The organism is Neptuniibacter sp. 2_MG-2023, from assembly GCF_030547495.1.
Classification (GTDB): domain Bacteria; phylum Pseudomonadota; class Gammaproteobacteria; order Pseudomonadales; family Balneatricaceae; genus Neptuniibacter.
The window spans coordinates 126919-145146 of the sequence record NZ_JAUOQC010000009.1 but is presented as its reverse complement, the minus strand read 5'-3'; the positions used below and the strand labels follow the sequence as shown (position 1 = coordinate 145146).

General features: G+C 44.0%; 20 protein-coding genes. All 20 read right to left on the bottom strand.

The features are described 5' to 3' along the window. Window positions 1-313, bottom strand: a 313-nt coding sequence (locus Q4486_RS10475; RefSeq protein WP_303418575.1) for a hypothetical protein, incomplete at its 3' end; no start/stop codon positions are given. Further along, a complete protein-coding gene (locus tag Q4486_RS10470) occupies window positions 310-1101 on the bottom strand; it encodes a ParA family protein (protein ID WP_067866450.1) in 792 nt (263 codons plus the stop codon). The genes Q4486_RS10475 and Q4486_RS10470, both read right to left, overlap by 4 nt. Beyond that, window positions 1102-2037 (bottom strand): flagellar motor protein MotD, encoded by a 936-nt coding sequence (gene motD / locus Q4486_RS10465; protein ID WP_303418580.1) that lies wholly within the window; start codon window positions 2035-2037, stop codon window positions 1102-1104. Beyond that, window positions 2038-2778: a flagellar motor protein gene (locus Q4486_RS10460; protein ID WP_303418583.1), complete on the bottom strand. Its 741-nt coding sequence runs from the start codon at window positions 2776-2778 to the stop codon at window positions 2038-2040. It lies immediately after the preceding gene. 3 nt (window positions 2779-2781) lie between these two features. Next, window positions 2782-3975, bottom strand: coding sequence for a chemotaxis response regulator protein-glutamate methylesterase (locus Q4486_RS10455; RefSeq protein WP_303519360.1), 1194 nt, complete (start codon window positions 3973-3975; stop codon window positions 2782-2784). A 23-nt stretch (window positions 3976-3998) separates the two neighbouring features. Beyond that, window positions 3999-6104, bottom strand: coding sequence for a chemotaxis protein CheA (locus tag Q4486_RS10450; protein WP_303519359.1), 2106 nt, complete (start codon window positions 6102-6104; stop codon window positions 3999-4001). Between the two features lie 12 nt (window positions 6105-6116). After that, entirely contained in the window at window positions 6117-6908 is a 792-nt protein-coding gene (locus Q4486_RS10445) for a protein phosphatase CheZ (RefSeq protein WP_303418591.1), read from the bottom strand. A gap of 21 nt (window positions 6909-6929) precedes the next feature. Next, on the bottom strand, window positions 6930-7301 hold the full coding sequence (locus Q4486_RS10440) for a response regulator (RefSeq protein WP_067866463.1): 372 nt from the start codon (window positions 7299-7301) through the stop codon (window positions 6930-6932). Window positions 7302-7392: 91 nt separating this feature from the next. Then, window positions 7393-8103: an RNA polymerase sigma factor FliA gene (locus tag Q4486_RS10435; RefSeq protein ID WP_303418595.1), complete on the bottom strand. Its 711-nt coding sequence runs from the start codon at window positions 8101-8103 to the stop codon at window positions 7393-7395. Between the two features lie 12 nt (window positions 8104-8115). Then, on the bottom strand, window positions 8116-8946 hold the full coding sequence (locus Q4486_RS10430) for a MinD/ParA family protein (RefSeq protein WP_303418596.1): 831 nt from the start codon (window positions 8944-8946) through the stop codon (window positions 8116-8118). Between the two features lie 10 nt (window positions 8947-8956). Then, entirely contained in the window at window positions 8957-10381 is a 1425-nt protein-coding gene (gene flhF / locus Q4486_RS10425) for a flagellar biosynthesis protein FlhF (RefSeq protein WP_303418598.1), read from the bottom strand. A 42-nt stretch (window positions 10382-10423) separates the two neighbouring features. Further along, window positions 10424-12532: a flagellar biosynthesis protein FlhA gene (gene flhA / locus Q4486_RS10420; RefSeq protein ID WP_303418601.1), complete on the bottom strand. Its 2109-nt coding sequence runs from the start codon at window positions 12530-12532 to the stop codon at window positions 10424-10426. 142 nt (window positions 12533-12674) lie between these two features. Beyond that, window positions 12675-13814, bottom strand: coding sequence for a flagellar biosynthesis protein FlhB (gene flhB / locus Q4486_RS10415; protein ID WP_303519358.1), 1140 nt, complete (start codon window positions 13812-13814; stop codon window positions 12675-12677). A 9-nt stretch (window positions 13815-13823) separates the two neighbouring features. Continuing rightward, a complete protein-coding gene (gene fliR / locus Q4486_RS10410; protein WP_303418606.1) occupies window positions 13824-14597 on the bottom strand; it encodes a flagellar biosynthetic protein FliR in 774 nt (257 codons plus the stop codon). A 4-nt stretch (window positions 14598-14601) separates the two neighbouring features. Further along, window positions 14602-14871: a flagellar biosynthesis protein FliQ gene (gene fliQ, locus Q4486_RS10405; RefSeq protein ID WP_303418608.1), complete on the bottom strand. Its 270-nt coding sequence runs from the start codon at window positions 14869-14871 to the stop codon at window positions 14602-14604. 24 nt (window positions 14872-14895) lie between these two features. Continuing rightward, a complete protein-coding gene (fliP, locus tag Q4486_RS10400; protein WP_303418611.1) occupies window positions 14896-15645 on the bottom strand; it encodes a flagellar type III secretion system pore protein FliP in 750 nt (249 codons plus the stop codon). Continuing rightward, window positions 15638-16114, bottom strand: a complete 477-nt coding sequence (fliO, locus tag Q4486_RS10395) for a flagellar biosynthetic protein FliO (RefSeq protein WP_303519357.1) — start codon at window positions 16112-16114, stop codon at window positions 15638-15640. Before fliO ends, fliP begins: the two co-directional genes overlap by 8 nt. 6 nt (window positions 16115-16120) lie before the next feature. After that, a complete protein-coding gene (gene fliN / locus Q4486_RS10390) occupies window positions 16121-16561 on the bottom strand; it encodes a flagellar motor switch protein FliN (RefSeq protein ID WP_303418617.1) in 441 nt (146 codons plus the stop codon). Window positions 16562-16593: 32 nt separating this feature from the next. After that, window positions 16594-17571, bottom strand: a complete 978-nt coding sequence (fliM, locus tag Q4486_RS10385; RefSeq protein ID WP_303418620.1) for a flagellar motor switch protein FliM — start codon at window positions 17569-17571, stop codon at window positions 16594-16596. 32 nt (window positions 17572-17603) lie between these two features. After that, entirely contained in the window at window positions 17604-18122 is a 519-nt protein-coding gene (locus Q4486_RS10380) for a flagellar basal body-associated FliL family protein (RefSeq protein ID WP_303418623.1), read from the bottom strand. Window positions 18123-18228 lie beyond the last annotated feature (106 nt).

Sequence of the window (18228 nt, the reverse complement as noted above, 5' to 3'; positions counted from 1 at the left end):
GCTCTGGCTCTGGCTCTGGCTCTGGCTCTGGCTCTGGCTCTGGCTCTGGCTCTGGCTCTGGCTCTGGCTCTGGCTCTACAGTATTGTCCTTAGCTACCATTTCGATCACAACATCTGTTTCTTCGATACTCTCAGAAACTTGATTCTTTTCTTTTTCTTCAGCCGCCATCTGTCTATTTATGGCCGCAATCTCTGCTTCAGTATCTATACCTGCATCAGGATCCGACAGAAGAGACTCTAAATAATCAAAAACTAATTTCTGAACACCTTGAACTTCATCCAACGTTTCTAGGTTCTTTTTGGACTTACTCATAGAACCTCCTGCTTTTGACGCTCAAGCAACGAACGCAATAATCGTGCATATGAATGAACCCCTCGGCTGCTTGAATCCATAACAGAGGGAACAAGTCCTCGGATACTAGCATTACGGAACTTGGTATCTACTGGTATGACTGCATTGGAGATTTCATTCGGGTATTTATTATGCAATTCACGCAAACTACTAACAGAGGCCTGGGTACGGCGATCATAAAAAGTTGGAATGATCGTAAATGATAGTTTCTTATTTTTACTACGGGCTCTATTAATCATACTAATAGTACGCACCATACGTTCTAAGCCTTTTAACGCTAAAAACTCTGTCTGCACAGGAACCAATAAATGCTGACATGCAGCCAAAGCATTAACCATCAACACGCCTAAAACCGGCGGGCTATCAATCAACACATAATCATAACTATCACGAACTTGAGCCAAAGCTTTTGCGACCTGCAGCCCCATACCTTGCTCGCCTATAGCTTTCCTTTCTAGAGTCGCCATAGCAGTGGACGCTGGAATCAGATCAATACGTTCATGGCTACTTTTCAACAATAAACGTTTAACCCCTTCACGATTAATTTTATTCTTGGTCGCAAACAGGTCATAAACACTATGCTCCAACTCATCTGGGTCATAGCCGAAATAACTTGTTAAAGAACCATGAGGGTCCAGATCGACTAATAAAACGCGATAACCGACCTCGGCCAGTAGCCCAGCTACTGTCACAACCGTCGTCGTTTTACCGACCCCACCTTTTTGATTGGCTACAGACCATACATGCATTTATCTTTCTTCCTGCTGTGAAGAATCAGGCTCTGCTCGTCGGAACAAGACCTCGCCATCACCGGTTTCAATTTGCTCGATAACTGGGAGCTCTTTTTTATCTGGATTAGCGAAAACAGTTGATACAGCATCAGCACTTACTTGCTGACTACCAAATGAAGAGACTGTTCTCCGCACTTTTTCATCTCGAGATACAACAATCAGCACTCGGCGATTTAATCTTTGCCCTTCCGCTGTTCTGTTGCTGTAAGCCGGCTGAAATTCACCATAACCTACAGCGGCCATACGTTCAGGTTCTACACCAAAATACGCAAGCAACCGGACGACAGCGGCTGCACGTGCAGCAGAGAGTTCCCAATTTGACGGAAATGCGTCTGTAGATATTTTTTGGTTATCCGTAAACCCTTCCACATGGATAGGATTTTCTCTACCTTTCAGCATTTCCGCTATTTTATCTAATAATTCATCTGCTGCAGCATTAGGTAATGCGCCACCAGAGGGAAATAAGTAATTTGACCTCAATTCAATTGAAAGCCAAAGATCATTACCTGTAATTTTAATCTGTCCATCATCAATCAATGAGGAAAAATCAACTTCCATCTCCTCTTGTAACGCCTTTAAAGCATTCGTTTCTTCTTGATCCGGTACTGAAATCGTTACTTCTGGCGCATCAACATCTGTTTTCCCACCCGTAAAAACACCAAACCCACTATTACTACTCCCTTCAGTCGTTGTTTTATTGACCTCTTCACCTTGATTCAGACCAACAAACACGCCAGAAAGCGCTTCCGTTAAGTGTTTATACTTTTCTTCATTGACTGAAGAGATAGCGTACATGACGACAAAAAAAGCAAACAGTAGGGTAATAAAGTCCGCATAAGAAATAACCCATCGGTCATTTCTTGGGCCGCTGTCTATTTTTTGTCGACGTGGCATCTAACCTAAATACCCTTGTAAACGCTGTTGAATTGCCTTGGGGTTCTGCCCTTCTGCTATAGACATCAACCCATCCAAAATCATCTCTTGATGCTGGTAACGCATTAGCACTAAACTTTTAATTTTATTGGCGACAGGGATCAAAAATAAGTTCGCAATACCTATACCGTATATTGTAGCAACGAACGCAGTAGCTATACCTGCACCTAATGCAGCTGGATCTGAGAGATTACTCATCACATGAATTAACCCAAGCACTGCACCAATAATACCTAATGTCGGTGCATAGCCGCCCATACTTTCAATCACTTTTGCCCCCTGAAGGTCTCGTTGCTCTAAAGTGACAAGCTCAACCTCTAAGGTACTACGGAGAATGTCTGGACCTTTACCATCAGCAAGCAAAAGCAAACCTACTTTTATAAAAGAATCTTTTTCTTTATCTGCTTCAGCCTCTAAAGCTAATAAACCTTTTCGCCTAGCAATAACACACCAGCTAACGATTTTATCAACATTCTGACTGAGATCTTGTTTATTACGCCCAAACGCCCAACCAACAAGCCTGAATGCTCTTGCAACATCTTGACCAGGTGACTGGATAATAGCCGCAGCGAACGTCCCACCAATAACAATCACCGCCGCGGGCACGTTCAGTAATTCCTGTAACTGCCCACCTTCAAGAAGATTACCCCCAAGTACCGCAGCTAGAGCTATTAAGACACCAAGTATTGCAGTTAAGTCCATAGATTAAGGCCTTTTACTACCGAGAATAGAAACTAATTCAGTGAGATCAAAAACAGCATCGGCCAGTCCCGCATTAATAACTGCCTGAGGCATTCCATAGATAGTGCAACTTTCTTTATTTTGAGCCCAAATTGTTGCACCTTGCTGCCTTAGCATTCTTGCGCCATCACAACCATCCGCTCCCATGCCTGTTAATATGATCGCTAACACTTTTTTACCAAAACTTTTTGCCACGGACGCATAAGTAACATCCACACTTGGCTTATAGGTCAGTCTATCATCACCTGGCATGATCTTAATTTTATCAGTACTGCGTGGATCAATAATCATCTGACACCCGCCCGGTGCAAGCAATGCTCTACCAGGCTTCAAAAAGTCGCCATCTTCCGCTTCTTTCACTGCAATATCACACTGTTGATCTAAGCGCGTAGCAAACACTGATGTAAACGCTTTTGGCATATGCTGAACCAGTAAAATAGGATGGGGGAAGTTAGCAGGAATCTGTGTCAAAATTTGCTGTAGTGCAGCGGGCCCTCCAGTCGATGAGCCTATAACAACGACTCTACAATCAGGCACGACCTTTTTTCCATAAGCGCTTTGAGATGGACGAGGGGCTGTCTTCGCGGTCTCTTTTGTCTGCCCAGCTTGAGCGCTATTAGATGCAAAACGATTACTGGAGGTGGGTGATCTAGGCGAAGTAACATCCAACGATGTCTTGAGTGTCGATACTGGTTCTGACTTAAACACTCTAGATGAGCTAGCACTTGGATCAGAAAAACGATTCCGCAACCCTGCATGCCGAGAACGTCCTAACGCCACAACCTTGTCACGCAGTTGCTTCTCTAAAGAGCCGGAATGCGCCATCCATGCACGCATATCCTTAGAAAGGTAATCAAGTGCCCCTGCCTCAAGCGCTTGTATAGTGACTCGTGCTCCCTCAGATGTTAATGATGAGAGCATCAAGATATTTGTAGGGCATTCACGCATTATGACCCGAACAGCTTCAATACCATTCATTTGGGGCATTTCAACGTCCATAGTAATAAGGTTAGGGCGCAGGGCCTTAGCTTGCTCTATAGCCTCTTTACCATTTTTTGCGGTGCCTACAACCTCTATTCGACAATCCCCAGAAAGTAGATCGCTGATACGATGTCTAAAAAAACCGGAATCATCAACAATCAGCACCTTAACTGGCATAAATCACGCTCCTATCGAAGTTATTAAGAAGCGTAATGTTTAAGCAAGTTGGGGATATCAATAATCAATGCAATCCGGCCATCACCTGTAATTGTCGCACCAGAAAGTCCTGGAGTGCCATGTAGAATAGTACCTAATGGCTTGATCACGACCTCTTCTTGACCAACCAACTGATCAACAACAAAACCCACTCGTTGCGTACCTACAGTTACAATAACCACATGCCCTTGTTCAGGAAGGTCAGCACTTTGCAGGCCATCAATCAACCAACGTTTTAGATGGAAAAGCGGTAACGCTTGATCGCGCACGATAATTACTTGCTGCCCATCAACTACGTTTGTTTTTGTTAAATCAAGATTGAATATTTCATTTACATTTACAAGAGGCAGAGCAAAGGCTTGCTCCTCTAAGATAACCATTAAGGTTGGCATAATAGCTAATGTTAAAGGAACCTGAATCGCTATACGTGAACCTTGGCCGATCACTGAATCAATACTCAATGTACCATTCAGCTGGGTAATCTTAGTTTTAACTACATCCATGCCGACACCACGGCCAGACACATCAGAAATCTCTTTCTTAGTTGAGAAACCTGCCGCAAATATCAGGTTAAAACACTCCTGTTCAGTCAGTCTGCGAGCAGCTTCAGCATCCATCATACCGCGTTCAATAGCGAGCTCTCGTAGCTTCTCTGCATCCATTCCGGCACCATCATCCTGTATTATCAACAGAATGTGATCGCCTTCCTGCTCTGCAGATAGAAGCACATGACCTTCACGATCTTTACCTGCAGCAGCCCTGACATCAGGCGCTTCGATACCATGGTCAACCGCATTACGCACTAAGTGAATAAGCGGATCAGCCAAGGCTTCAACCAAATTTTTATCTAAGTCTGTCTCTTCACCCCGTAGCTCAAGGCGAATCTCTTTCTTTAAATTTCGAGATAGGTCTCGAATTAAACGCGGAAAACGGCCAAATACTTTTTTCACCGGCTGCATTCGCGTTTTCATCACCGACATTTGCAGATCAGCGGTTACCATATCTAAAGTGCCGAGTGCTTTTGCCATCTCTTCATCTTCGCGGGTAACCCCTAAACGGACCAGTCGATTCCTGACAAGTACCAGCTCACCTACCATGTTCATAATTTTATCAAGTAAGCGCGTATCTACACGCACATTACTTTCTGGCTGAGGTTTGGCTTGTTGGTGAGCCGCTTTAACAACGGCGGAAACGGCGCTTTCTTTCTTTTCAGCCACTGGCGTTGGAGTAGGCGCTACAGCAGCAACAGGGGCTGGCGCTACAACAGCGGCCGGCGCTGGAGTAGGAGCGGGAGCGGGTTCATGTACTGCTTCAACAGCAGGCGCTTCCACAAAAGCACCTTTACCTTGTGCTTGTAGCTCATCTAATAAAGCTTCAAATTCATCGTCTGTAATTAGCTCAGGATCGGCAGAATCATCAACAGCAGGTGGCTCTTTAGTTGCTACCGCTGCATCCGGCCCTTTACCTGGACCATGTAATTCATCCAACAAGGCATCAAATTCATCATCGGTAATAAGGCCATCATCTACAGGCGCTTCATTAACCTCCGGAGCGACCTCAGGCAAGTCACCAAGATCATCCAACAGCATATCAAATTCATCAATTGTTGGATCCTGTGAATTAGGCGCACTCGATGCCGGAACTGGGGCTGGGGCTGGGGCTGGGGCTGGGACAGTTTCAGCAGCAACAGGTTTTGGGGCTTCACCCTTAGTAAACGCTACTAAAGCTTGGATCAGTTGTGGATTAGCTTGTTCGAGTACCTCGCCATTACGCACAGCTTCAAACATAACATTGACACTATCTAAAGCTTGGAGCACAACATCCATAAGTTCAGAAGTGACTTTAATGTCACCATTGCGCAGCATATCAAATAGGTTTTCTGCGTTATGGCAACAATCGACCATAGGCTCTAATTGCAAAAAGCCTGCGCCACCTTTTACTGTATGGAATCCTCGAAAAATTGCATTGAGCAGATCACTATCGTCTGGACGCTGTTCCAGGTCGACTAACTGTTCGGATAACTGCTCAAGGATTTCTCCTGCTTCGACAAGAAAGTCTTCAAGAATTTCCTGATCCACTTCCAAACTCATATGGCGCTCCTCTTAAAAACCCAGACTGGATAACAAATCATCGACTTCATCTTGGTCACTGACAACATCAGCATGTTCTTTCCTGATTTGCGGCCCTTCAGCCTGAATAGGATTCTTATTATTAGTCTGCTTATCGTCAGACTCTATGGACATATCAACGCCCGATATTCTTTCAACTTGAGCAGCCATTCCCATCAACGCGACGAGATGGTCTTCAACATTTGTAACGAGATTAATGACTCGGCGAATTAGTTGGCCGGTAATATCTTGATAGCTCTGAGATACAACAATATCTGTTAGTTCTTCACGCAAGGTACTAATGGTTTGTTCTGACTCTTCCTTTACCGCACATGTTCGGTCATAAACACCCTTAAGCGAATCATGTTCTTTTTCTAACTGACCAACCAAAAGCAGTAAATCTTTAAACCGTTCACTCTGTTTATCTAATTTATCAACCAGTACTAAAGCTTTATCAACACGATCCATTGTCTCGTGAGCATTTTTTTCGGTTACTTCAATGACATAGTTTAAACGTTCAGCAGCATCAGTCTCAGCTTGAGGAGTTCCATCAATATTGAGGCTTCGTCCTAACTCACTTGAGAACGATTTAATGGCCTCATGCAGCCCTCTCGTAAGATGCCCTACTTCACTAAAAAACGTCTGGTGACGAAACTCATGAAGTTCGCGAATAATCTCCATCGCATCAGGTAATTTACCTTCGTTGAGAACAGAAACAAGTTCCTGCGCCTTCAACTGCAATTCCATTTCAAAGTGACTTAAGCCATTGCCTGTTTCTGAAATCATTTAAAACTGACCTTTTATTATTTAACTCAGGCGCTCAAAGATTTTGTCAATCTTTGCCTTAAGTACCGCAGCAGTGAACGGTTTAACGACATAACCATTCACCCCAGCCTGAGCGGCAGCAATGATTTGCTCTTTTTTAGCTTCAGCAGTAACCATTAATACTGGCATTGCGGCCAAATTAGGATCAGAACGAACCTCTTTCAAGAGATCAATCCCAGTCATGCCTGGCATATTCCAGTCAGTCACTAAGAAATCAATACCGCCTTGCTTCAGAATTGGCAAAGCAGTCTGCCCATCATCCGCTTCAAGAACATTTGTCATGCCCAAGTCACGTAATAAGTTTTTTATAATTCGTCTCATTGTGGAGAAATCATCCACTACAAGAATCTTCATGTCTTTATTCAAGACCAGCCTCCAATTAACTCTGCGCAACCCATTGAGTCTACACTAAATTACCGCAATTACGTTGAGTCTTAGCAACCTATTATTGCCATTCGCTTAATCGCGACCGCAATCTTAGTGCTGCCTGACTATGAATCTGGCTTACCCTAGATTCACTAACCCCTAAAATTTGACCAATCTCTTTTAAATTAAGCTCTTCATCATAATAGAGCGCTAATACTAATTTTTCCCGTTCCGGCAAATTATTTATAGCGCCACTTAGTGCTTTTAAAAATGATTCTCGCTCGAAATGCTGATTTGGCCCAGGGTCATCATTGGCAAATGATTCACCTGGCCCTTCATGCTGAGGATTAATCATCTCTTCAAAGCTAAATAAACGGCTATCAAGGGTATCTTTTAACAGATTGTGGTATTCATCCACAGAGATCCCCAGTTCCTTTGCTACTGAAGCATCACTCGCATCTCGACCTGTCCGTGATTCTATCTGCTGAATTGCCTCAGTCACTCGCCGACTATTTCGGTGTACTGACCGCGGAGTCCAATCTCCACGGCGCACCTCATCAATAATAGAGCCACGAATGCGAATCCCTGCATAAGTTTCAAAGCTAGCACCTTTTGCAGCATCGTATCGTTTGGCCGCCTCAAGCAGGCCAATCATACCCGCTTGAATTAAGTCATCGAGCAACACTGTGGCTGGCAATCGAGCCAGTAAGTGATGGGCGATACGTTTAACTAGCGGCGCATACTGCTGAATTAACTCATCACTCGATTGTAATTGCAGCTGGTTGTACATACTGCCTCTTTATCAATCCGATGGGCGAGCTCCTTGTACAAGCCGCTCAACAAAAAACTCTAAATGACCTCGGGGCACAGTCTGAACTGGCCACCCATTTACTTTATTCGCTAATTGACGATATGCCAAGGATACTTTGCTCTTTGGAAAAGCTTTTAAAACAGCGACTTGGCGTTGCACCGCTTTACGAACATTTTCATCATAAGGGATTGAACCCACATATTGAAGCGTGACATCAAGAAACCGATCAGTAACTGTTAATAACTTACCAAACATATTTCTACCTTCATTGTCCGTTCTTACCATATTGGCAAGGACACGAAAGCGCGTCATTTTATAATCACGATTTAACAGTTTAATTAAAGCATAGGCATCTGTAATTGACGTAGGTTCATCACATACAACAACCAGCACTTCCTGAGCGGCTTTAACAAAACTAACCACAGAATCCGAAATACCTGCCGCGGTGTCAATGATTAACGCATCAATATCATCAGAAACCTCATTAAAAGCATGGATTAACTCTGCATGTTCATGAGGAGAGAGCGCTGTCATCTCCTGCGTACCAGAACAAGCAGGTACAATTTTTAAATTTTCACAGACATCCAGCATGACCTCTTTTAGCCCACACTCACCACTTAAAACATCTGCAATATTTTTTTTCGGGCGCAAACCAAGCAACACATCAACATTCGCCAATCCTAAATCAGCGTCCATTAAAACAGTACGGTGCCCTAAATCACTTAATGCCATCGCCAAGTTAACAGAAACGTTTGTTTTACCAACGCCTCCCTTCCCGCCAGTCACAGCAATTACTTTAACGGGCCTATGTTGATCAATCATTATTTCACCACTAACCCATTTTATACGCTGAGTCTAACGCGACCGCATTTTTTTCAGCTTCAATTGCTCTTTGCGCCGTAATCACAGCTCGACTTACAAGCTCATGTTTTTGGGCAATATCGATATCATCAGGTATGCGTTGCCCATCAGTGACATAAGTCACAGGCAGGCGTTTTTCCACAATTAGCGAGATCGCCTCACCCAAACTACCTGACTCATCCATTTTGCTTAAGACACAACCATTCAACCCAAGACTTTTATAAACATTAAAAGCTTGTTCGACGACTCGGCGCTGACTACTACAAGAAACGACTAATAGTTTTTTTAGACGCAAAGTTACACTTTCAAGCATCTCCAACTGCGCCTCGCTATGCGGCTCTTGCGCATTCAGCCCCGCCGTATCAATAAGTACGAGACGTTTATTTTTCAGAGAGTGCAGAACATCATCTAAGCTATTCGCTGCATCAACAACCCTGACAGGGACATCTAAGATACGCCCAAATGTCCGCAACTGTTCATGGGCTGCTATACGGAATGTATCAGTTGTCACTAAGGCTAAGCTTGAACTGCCATACTTCAATACATAACGCGCCGCCAGCTTACCTATAGTGGTTGTTTTACCTACACCTGTAGGTCCTACAAATGCAACCATACCACCACGCTCAATAAAATCTTCACCAAGCACAGGAATAGAATCCGATAAGCGAGACAAAGCATTTTTCCATGCTTTATTAGGCGGCAGCCCCACTTCCATTGAACCTAAAAGATGGGCTGATAATTTTTCACTGACGCCCAACATCTCCAACTTTCGCTGCAATGGGGGCTTGGAAAAACTAGAATTAACATTTGTTGCCGATAAAGCCTGCTGACTTAATAGATTTTTGAGCTGTTCAATTTCATTCTGCATTGATCTAATTAAGCTACTTCCCATCTCCTCTTCAGGCTGAGAGATTGATAGCTCTTCACGCAGATCGAGACCAAGATCGGCGTCATCAAGCACCGAACCCGTCATGAAATTTCGGTGAGCTGCATCCGCTTTCTGCTTCTGCCTCTCTTTAAGTGACGCTAAGATTGCGCGCAACTCATCATCATCATTATCAAGCTGCCGATTAACTTTGCCAGATGTGTCATAATTTTGACCACCCCCCATCTCAGCTTCAGCGATCTGCATTCGGGCCTTTTGCAATTCACTTGCAAGATCCCCTTTTTGACCATGAGTTAAGACGTCAATTTGGCTTTGGCGCTTCTGCTCTATTTTCTTCTTACGAGAAAACTCTTGCTGTGCCGCTTCATAATCGTTTTCATGGGCAGCAACAACCTCAACACCACCCGCAACGCGATGGTTCGATACAATGACGGCATCAGGACCGATTTCATCCCGAACCCTACGCATGGCCTGTCGCATATCTGGTGCGAAGTAACGTTTCACTTTCATATCAATTCCTTATCGGCCAAATAAGGCTCAGCTAAAATATACTTAACCATTAACTTCACCTCCCACCGTCGCAACGATAGTGACCTTTTTATTTTCAGGAATTTCCTGATAGGAGAGCACATGGATCTGATGCTCACCATAACGAACAAACTTAGACATTAACGGCCTAACAGGCGCTGCAACCAAAAGCACTGAAGGACGCCCCATCATCTCTTGCTGTGTAGCCGTTTCAGATAAAGACGATTGTAATCGCTCAGCCATACCCGGCTCCAAAACTAAACCATTATCTTGCCCTTGCTGCACAGAATTCAATAACAACTGCTCCAACTGTGGAGCCAAGGTAATAACAGGTAATTCAGGCTCTGAACCATTAATATTCTGAACAATTAAACGCGCTAACGAAATTCGGACAGCCGCTGTTAATCCTAGTGGATCTTGAGTTCGACTCACGGCATCAGCCAGTGATTCCGCAATCGTTCGAAAATCTTTTAAAGGCACCTGTTCCATTAACAAGTTCTGCAATACCTTCAATAGCACACTGAAAGAGAGCTTGCCCGGAACCAGCTCTTCCACCAGCTTAGGGGAAGTTTTGGTCAACATATCAAGAAGCTGCTGCACTTCTTCATGGCCTAACAACTCATGCGCATGCACTTGAAGCAATTGATTCAAATGCGTAGCAACCACTGTAGACGCATCGACAACCGTATAACCTAGAGACTGAGCCTGTTCTTTTTGAGACTGCTCAATCCAGATCGCATCAAGCCCAAAAGCAGGATCTTTAACTTCAACACCCTGCAACTTACCAAAGACCTGACCTGGGTTTATCGCAAGCTCTCTATCTGGATAAACTTCAGACTCACCCACTACAACACCCATTAAGGTAATACGATACGCACCCGGTAAAAGGTCAAGGTTATCGCGAATATGAACAGAGGGAACCAAAAAACCTAAGTCTTGAGATAGCTTTTTACGCACCCCCTTAATACGACTCAGCAGCTGCCCACCCTGCATTTTGTCGACCATAGGAATCAAACGGTAACCCACTTCAAGACCGATCATATCAACCGGCATCACATCATCCCAGTCTAGATCTTTCTTCTCAGAATCGTCTTCTTTTGGCAATTCGGCCTGCTCTTTCGCCAACACAGCTTCATCAGATACCTTCTGTTTCTCTTTCTGAATAATCCACCATGCACCCCCTCCAGAAGCCGCTGCTAATGATAGGAAAGCCACATGAGGCATACCTGGAATAATCCCCATAATAGTCATAATTCCAGCAGAGACAGCCAACGCCTTTGGCGAAGCAAACATTTGGGAAATAACTTGCTTCCCCATATCATGGGATACATTTTGACGGGTAACCATGATCGCCGCGGCGGTAGATAGTAATAACGACGGTATCTGCGCAACCAACCCATCACCGATGGTTAATAGGGAATAGAAACGCATAGCGGTTTCAAAGTCTAAATCATGCTGCAGCATGCCGATGCCCAAACCGCCCAGCAAGTTGATGACCAAAATCAAAATACCCGCTACAGCATCGCCACGAACAAATTTTGAAGCACCATCCATAGAACCATAAAAATCAGCTTCTTGAGTCACATCTTGACGGCGAGCTCGCGCCTCTTCTTGCCCAATAAGGCCAGCATTAAGGTCCGCATCTATGGCCATCTGTTTGCCGGGCATTGCATCCAACGTAAATCGAGCACTTACCTCTGATATACGTCCGGCACCTTTAGTCACCACAACAAAGTTGATAATGATCAGAATAAGGAAGACAACAAAACCAACTACATAGTTACCGCCGACAACCACCTCACCAAAGGCTTCAATCACCTTACCGGCAGCATCACCACCCTCATGGCCAGCCAAGAGAACCACACGGGTTGAGGCTACGTTCAAGGAGAGGCGCATCAATGTTGCAATCAGAATAATGGTCGGAAAAATAGCAAAATCGAGAGGGCGGTCTGAATAGACACAAACCAAAAGAACAACAATAGAAAGAGCAATATTAAACGTGAACAACACATCTAATAAAAAAGGCGGAACAGGCAATGTCACCATCGCCAAGATAACAAGCAGCAGCAAAGGCACACCTATATTGCCTTTACTTAATCCGCGAACATTATCGAGAATTACCGCTTTATCCACCCAAACCCCAAACCGTCAAAAAAACATTATTTAAAAGTATCATTCGACCAATTCAGCACATACTTACACAGACAAACAAAAAATACGCTGTTTTTTTGACGAATAATTACACAATGGCAAGAAAATGCAATTTTCGAGCCATTTATAGATCGTCTTTAAACTCATCAGGAATAGGTAATTCATCCACCTTGACCTCTGTAGGCCGTTCAGCTTCTCGACTTTTAAAACGCTTAAGCTGAAACACATAAGCCAACACTTGAGCCACAGCCATATACAACCCTGAAGGGATTTCATCATTAATTTCAGTAGAGTTATAGATAGCACGCGCTAAGGGCGGAGCAGATAGTATAGGTACATCATTTGCCTCAGCCACCTCTCTAATTTTCAGCGCAACAAAATCCACCCCTTTAGCAACCATGATCGGCGCCGCCCTATCATCTCCCTCATACTTCAATGCAACCGCATAATGAGTAGGGTTAGTGATCACTACATCGGCTTCTGGAACTGCGCTCATCATCTGCCTCTGCGCAATCTCTCTCTGCAACTGACGGATACGCCCCTTAACTTCAGGTTTCCCCTCAGTATTTTTCAATTCATCTTTAACCTCTTGCAAGGTCATTTTCATTTTCTCGGTGTATTCATAGAGCTGATAAGGTACATCAACCATTGCAACCAATATCAACACCGCGCTCAATGCCATAAACACCCAGATAATAATCTCTAACGCAGAGTCTATTGCAGGCCTAGGCTCGAACGTAGCTAGAGCCAAAAGATCCCCCCTTATATTCCAAAGAATAAGAATGGCAAACCCACCCACCAAAGAGAATTTTGCTATAGCTTTAAATAACTCGACTAAAGACTTCAGGGAAAACATTCGCTTAATACCCGCCAACGGGTCAATGCGACTACCTTTAGGCGCAATAGAATCAGCGCTAAAATTCCATCCACCTAAAGCGATAGGACCAACAATAGAGGCAACAAGAAGAGAGAAAAAAACACCTGCCAAACCCAGCAATGCATCCCACACCGACAGATCAAAGTGCGCAAGCATTTTATTCGGATCAAAAATAGCTTGTCTATCAAGCACAAAATTACTCTCCATCATGCCAAGCATATGCTCAGCAAGCTGGGAGCCAAAAATAATGACTGAGAAAACAGCAGCCATCAAGACCAAGGTTGTTGCGAGCTCCTTAGATCGCGGAACATCGCCTTTTTCCCGGGCTTCACGTATTCGCTTGGGGGTGGGGTCTTCGGTTTTCTCTTGACCTGAATCTTCTGCCATAAGACCCCCCTATAGAAACAAATGCTCAATATAATCTAATACAAAACTAGAGATTCGCATATATTGATCGAGAAACCCTCCCAAGTTAACCCAATTGATAAACAATCCAAGCACCATAGTAAAAGGGAAACCAACCGCTAGGATATTAAGCTGGGGAGCGGCCCTAGACATAATACCGAACGCCATATTAACCACTAACAATGCAGTAACAGCTGGAAGCGCCATAAGCATTGCAGCAGAAAACATCCAACTACCCGCCATCGCCACTTTCCAGTAACTTTCACGATCTAACGCAGAAAGACTGACAGGCACTACATCAAAACTTCGCACAATAATCTCAATCATCACTAAATGACCATTGAGCGAGATAAATATCATCATAATCAATGTCAGGTAGAACTGCCCCAACATAACCACAGAAATACCGTTAGTAGGGTCCGTCATAGATGCGAAACCTAAACCCATCTGCATAGCGATAATCTGCCCACCTAGCACAAAAACCTGATAAAAAACCTGAAACAGAAATCCCAGCATTGCACCAACTAAAATCTGCTGACCAATAACAAGGTAGGTATTCACACTCAAGCTATCAAGAGGGGGCATATCAGGCAATAAAGGTGCAACAACAATAGAGACAGCCAGAGCAAGCATTAACCGAACACGAGCATTAATTAACTGACTACCCAGCAAAGGCACAGCCATAAAAAATGACGCTATACGGAAAAAAGGCATAAAGAAAGCCGAGATCCATTGTTCAACCTGTAGAACACTGAGCTCGAACAAAGGGCTAACCTATAAGATAAGGAATATTTTTGATCAATCCTGAAAAGTGCTCCATCAAGGTATTCAGGATCCAAGGCCCCGCCCACATAATGACAAGGATCGTCATCAATAAACGAGGAAGAAAGCTCAAGGTCTGCTCGTTAATCTGTGTGGCAGCCTGAAAGGTTGAAACAATTAAACCAATAATCAAACTCGGCACAATAATCACCGAGACTAAAAGAACAATTAGCCAAAAAGCCTCACCAAATATACTAAGTACAACCTCTGGAGTCATAGACGACGTCCCGATTCTACACTTTTAAATTCCAAAACTCGCCGCCAAAGTACCAATCACCAGCGCCCAACCATCTATAAGAACAAATAACATTATCTTGAAAGGAAGGGAAATAATGACAGGCGACAACATCATCATACCCATCGCCATTAAGACACTCGCCACTACAAGATCTATAACCAGAAAAGGAATAAACAACATAAACCCTATCTGAAAAGCCGTTTTCAATTCGCTCGTAACAAACGCAGGCACCAGAACAGTAAATGGAATCTCGTCCGCACTAGCAACCTCAGGAGTTGCTGATATCTTCATAAAAAGACCCAGATCACTTTCTCGTGTTTGCAGCATCATAAAGTCACGAAAAGGAACACTCGCTTTCTGAAACGCTTCTAACATTGGCAGCTCTTCATTTGCATAAGGCTGCACAGCTTCCACATACACTTTATCCAAAACGGGCGTCATAATAAAAAGCGTGAGAAACATAGCCATACCTACCATAATCTGGTTCGATGGCGTTTGTTGCAACCCTAACGCTTGACGCAAGATGGAAAAAACAATGATGATTCGTGCAAATGAAGTCATCATGATGAGCATAGCTGGCAAGAACGTCAGCATAGTCATCAACGCAAGCACTTGCAGCGTTACGCTGTAGTTTGTTTCGCCGTTTTCACCCGTCGTCAATGTGAGTGCGGGTATACCAACATCCGCAGCTTCCACTGTAAATGCAGTCGCCCCTAAAGCAACAAAGAGAAGAACTGAAAACAGCTTATTCATCTCTATCTCCGCTCTTCTCTTCAGAAGCTCGACGCTGTTTCACAACCTCAGCTAACCGATTAGAAAAGCTGTCTGCTTTCTTATCATTCGCTTCCTCAATCTCACCTGGCTCAAAAGCATGTAGACGGGACACTCGCCCAGGCGCAACACCTAGCAGTAGATGTTGCTGACCAACCTTAACTAGAACTGCTTTCTCACGCGCACTCAACGGCAAGACGCCGACGACACGCATATTTTTTGTCATAGAAGATATGCCAGAGAAACGTTTTAATACCCAAGACAATATAAATATGATTGCAACGACAACGCACAAGCCTACTACAAGCTGGATCAAAGCCTCCCCAGAGAAAGGCTCTTTAAACGCTGGAGGTATAGAACTCGGCATAGAAGTATTTGCTGAGGATGCTGTCGCCCCTGCAAAAACCGAGTTCGATAGCATCAGGAACGCTAAGAAAAGTATTGGACGCATATCCCGCTATTTCAGCCGCTTAATACGTTCTTGTGGACTAATAACATCCGTAAGCCTGATACCATAGCGATCATTCACTACAACAACCTCACCATGTGCAATTAAAGTCCCGTTGACCATCACATCTAATGGCTCACCAGCAACTCGGTCAAGCTCGATAACAGAGCCCTGATTTAGCTGCAATAAATTACTAATAGGTATATCTGTCTGACCTACTTCCATTGACAAAGTCACAGGAATATCAAGGATGACATCTAATTTTGGATCAGATACTGGTGTCCCTTCATCCTGTAATTCATCAAGCTCAACCGATGTTCCAACAGCACCCGTTGCAGCTAACAACTCATCAGGATCAACCGCGCCGCCACCCTCATCAGTGACCTGCTCTTCCATTGCTGCAGCCCATTCATCAGCTAGTGCTTGCTGATCTTCAGTTTCATCACTCATCTATTTTGCTCTCTAATAATCTTATCTGCCGTTTATTTAGGGCGTACTATCTGATCAACAATTTTTACAGCCAAGTTACCCCGAGCAACTCCCATAGTACAACGATATACGGGCACCTTGTTAGCCTTTAACTCAAACGTAGATGGCAACTCTATAGGTATTACATCACCCGCCTCTAACTCCAACACATCACGCAATGTCATATCCTGCTGCGCCACCACCATATCTAGTGGAAGCTGCGCCATCAAAATATCTCTCTGTAACGCGATTTGCCAGCGCTCATCTTTTTCATCTTCGTTATTCTGGAATCCAGATACGAGCAGATCCCTGATCGGCTCAAGCATGGAATAAGGCATTGCCACATGAAACTCACCTGACCCGCCTTCAAGATCGACCTGAAAAGTACTGACAACCACCACCTCAGTGGGGTTGATAACATTAGCCATTGCTGGATTCATCTCATGGCCTAAATGCTCAAAACTTAGCTCTTTAACTGGACGCCATGCCTCCTCTAGATCCAAAAAGAACTGTTCCAATGCTTTATGAATAAGGCGGGTTTCTGTAGGTGTAAACTCTCGCCCCTCTATTTTTGCGTGACGCCCATCTCCACCAAAAAAGTTATCCACCAGCTTAAAAACCAGCTTAGCATCCATAATAAAGAGCGCGGTGCCACGAAGAGGGGAAACCCGTACAAGGTTCATACTGGTAGGAACATATAGCGTATGAATATAATCGCCATATTTCATAACCTGCACACCACCAACAGTAACATCAGCAGCACGGCGCAACAGGTTAAAAAGACTTAATCGGGTGTAACGCGCAAAACGCTCGTTAACCATTTCAAGTGTAGGCATTCTGCCACGAACAATACGTTCATGACTGGCTAGATCATAAGGACGAACTTCTCCGTCCTCAACCTCAATATCTTCAGAAGTTTCAACATCACCATCGTCCACCCCATGTAAAAGAGCGTCGATTTCATCTTGTGAAAGCAGGTCTTTGACTGACATCTAGCAAGGTTCCTCAACCAAATACAATCGCATTACTGCATAACCATATTAGTAAAGAGAATAGCTTCAACACCGGGTTTACCTATTTTGTCTTGCATAATCTCACACACTAATTCAGTGGCATCATTTTGCAAAGCTCGTTTACCTTCCAATGACTGTAAAACTCGAAAATCTTGCGCACTAAATAAGTTATTTAGTCTAGAAACAATCAATGGCATATGAAGGGTCAACGCATCAGCAACTTTTTGATCGCGAGTTTTCGCCTCTACATAAAGCTGCATATAATGCGAACGCTGATCGTCTGACTGGAGAGTAACGACAAACATCGGCTTACCCCCCATAGTTCTCACCTTAGTATAAATAGCTTCAGCCTTAACCGGCTCCGCTGACGCAGCCTCTTCAGTCGAATCATCTCCACCTAGAAAAAGAAATGCTGCAGTAGCTCCACCGCCACCAATAATGAGCGCAAGTACAACGATAATAATTAATTTTAACTTAGACGATTTTTTTGGATCGCCCTCTTCTGTACTCGGTCCCTGCTCTTCAGCCATGTATAGATCCTCAGCAACATCACGGCAAGTGCTTTACGATAGCCGCATGGTAAAAATAGAATTAAGCCTAATATAACACACTGATTTTAAGGCTGAAGATCAAGAA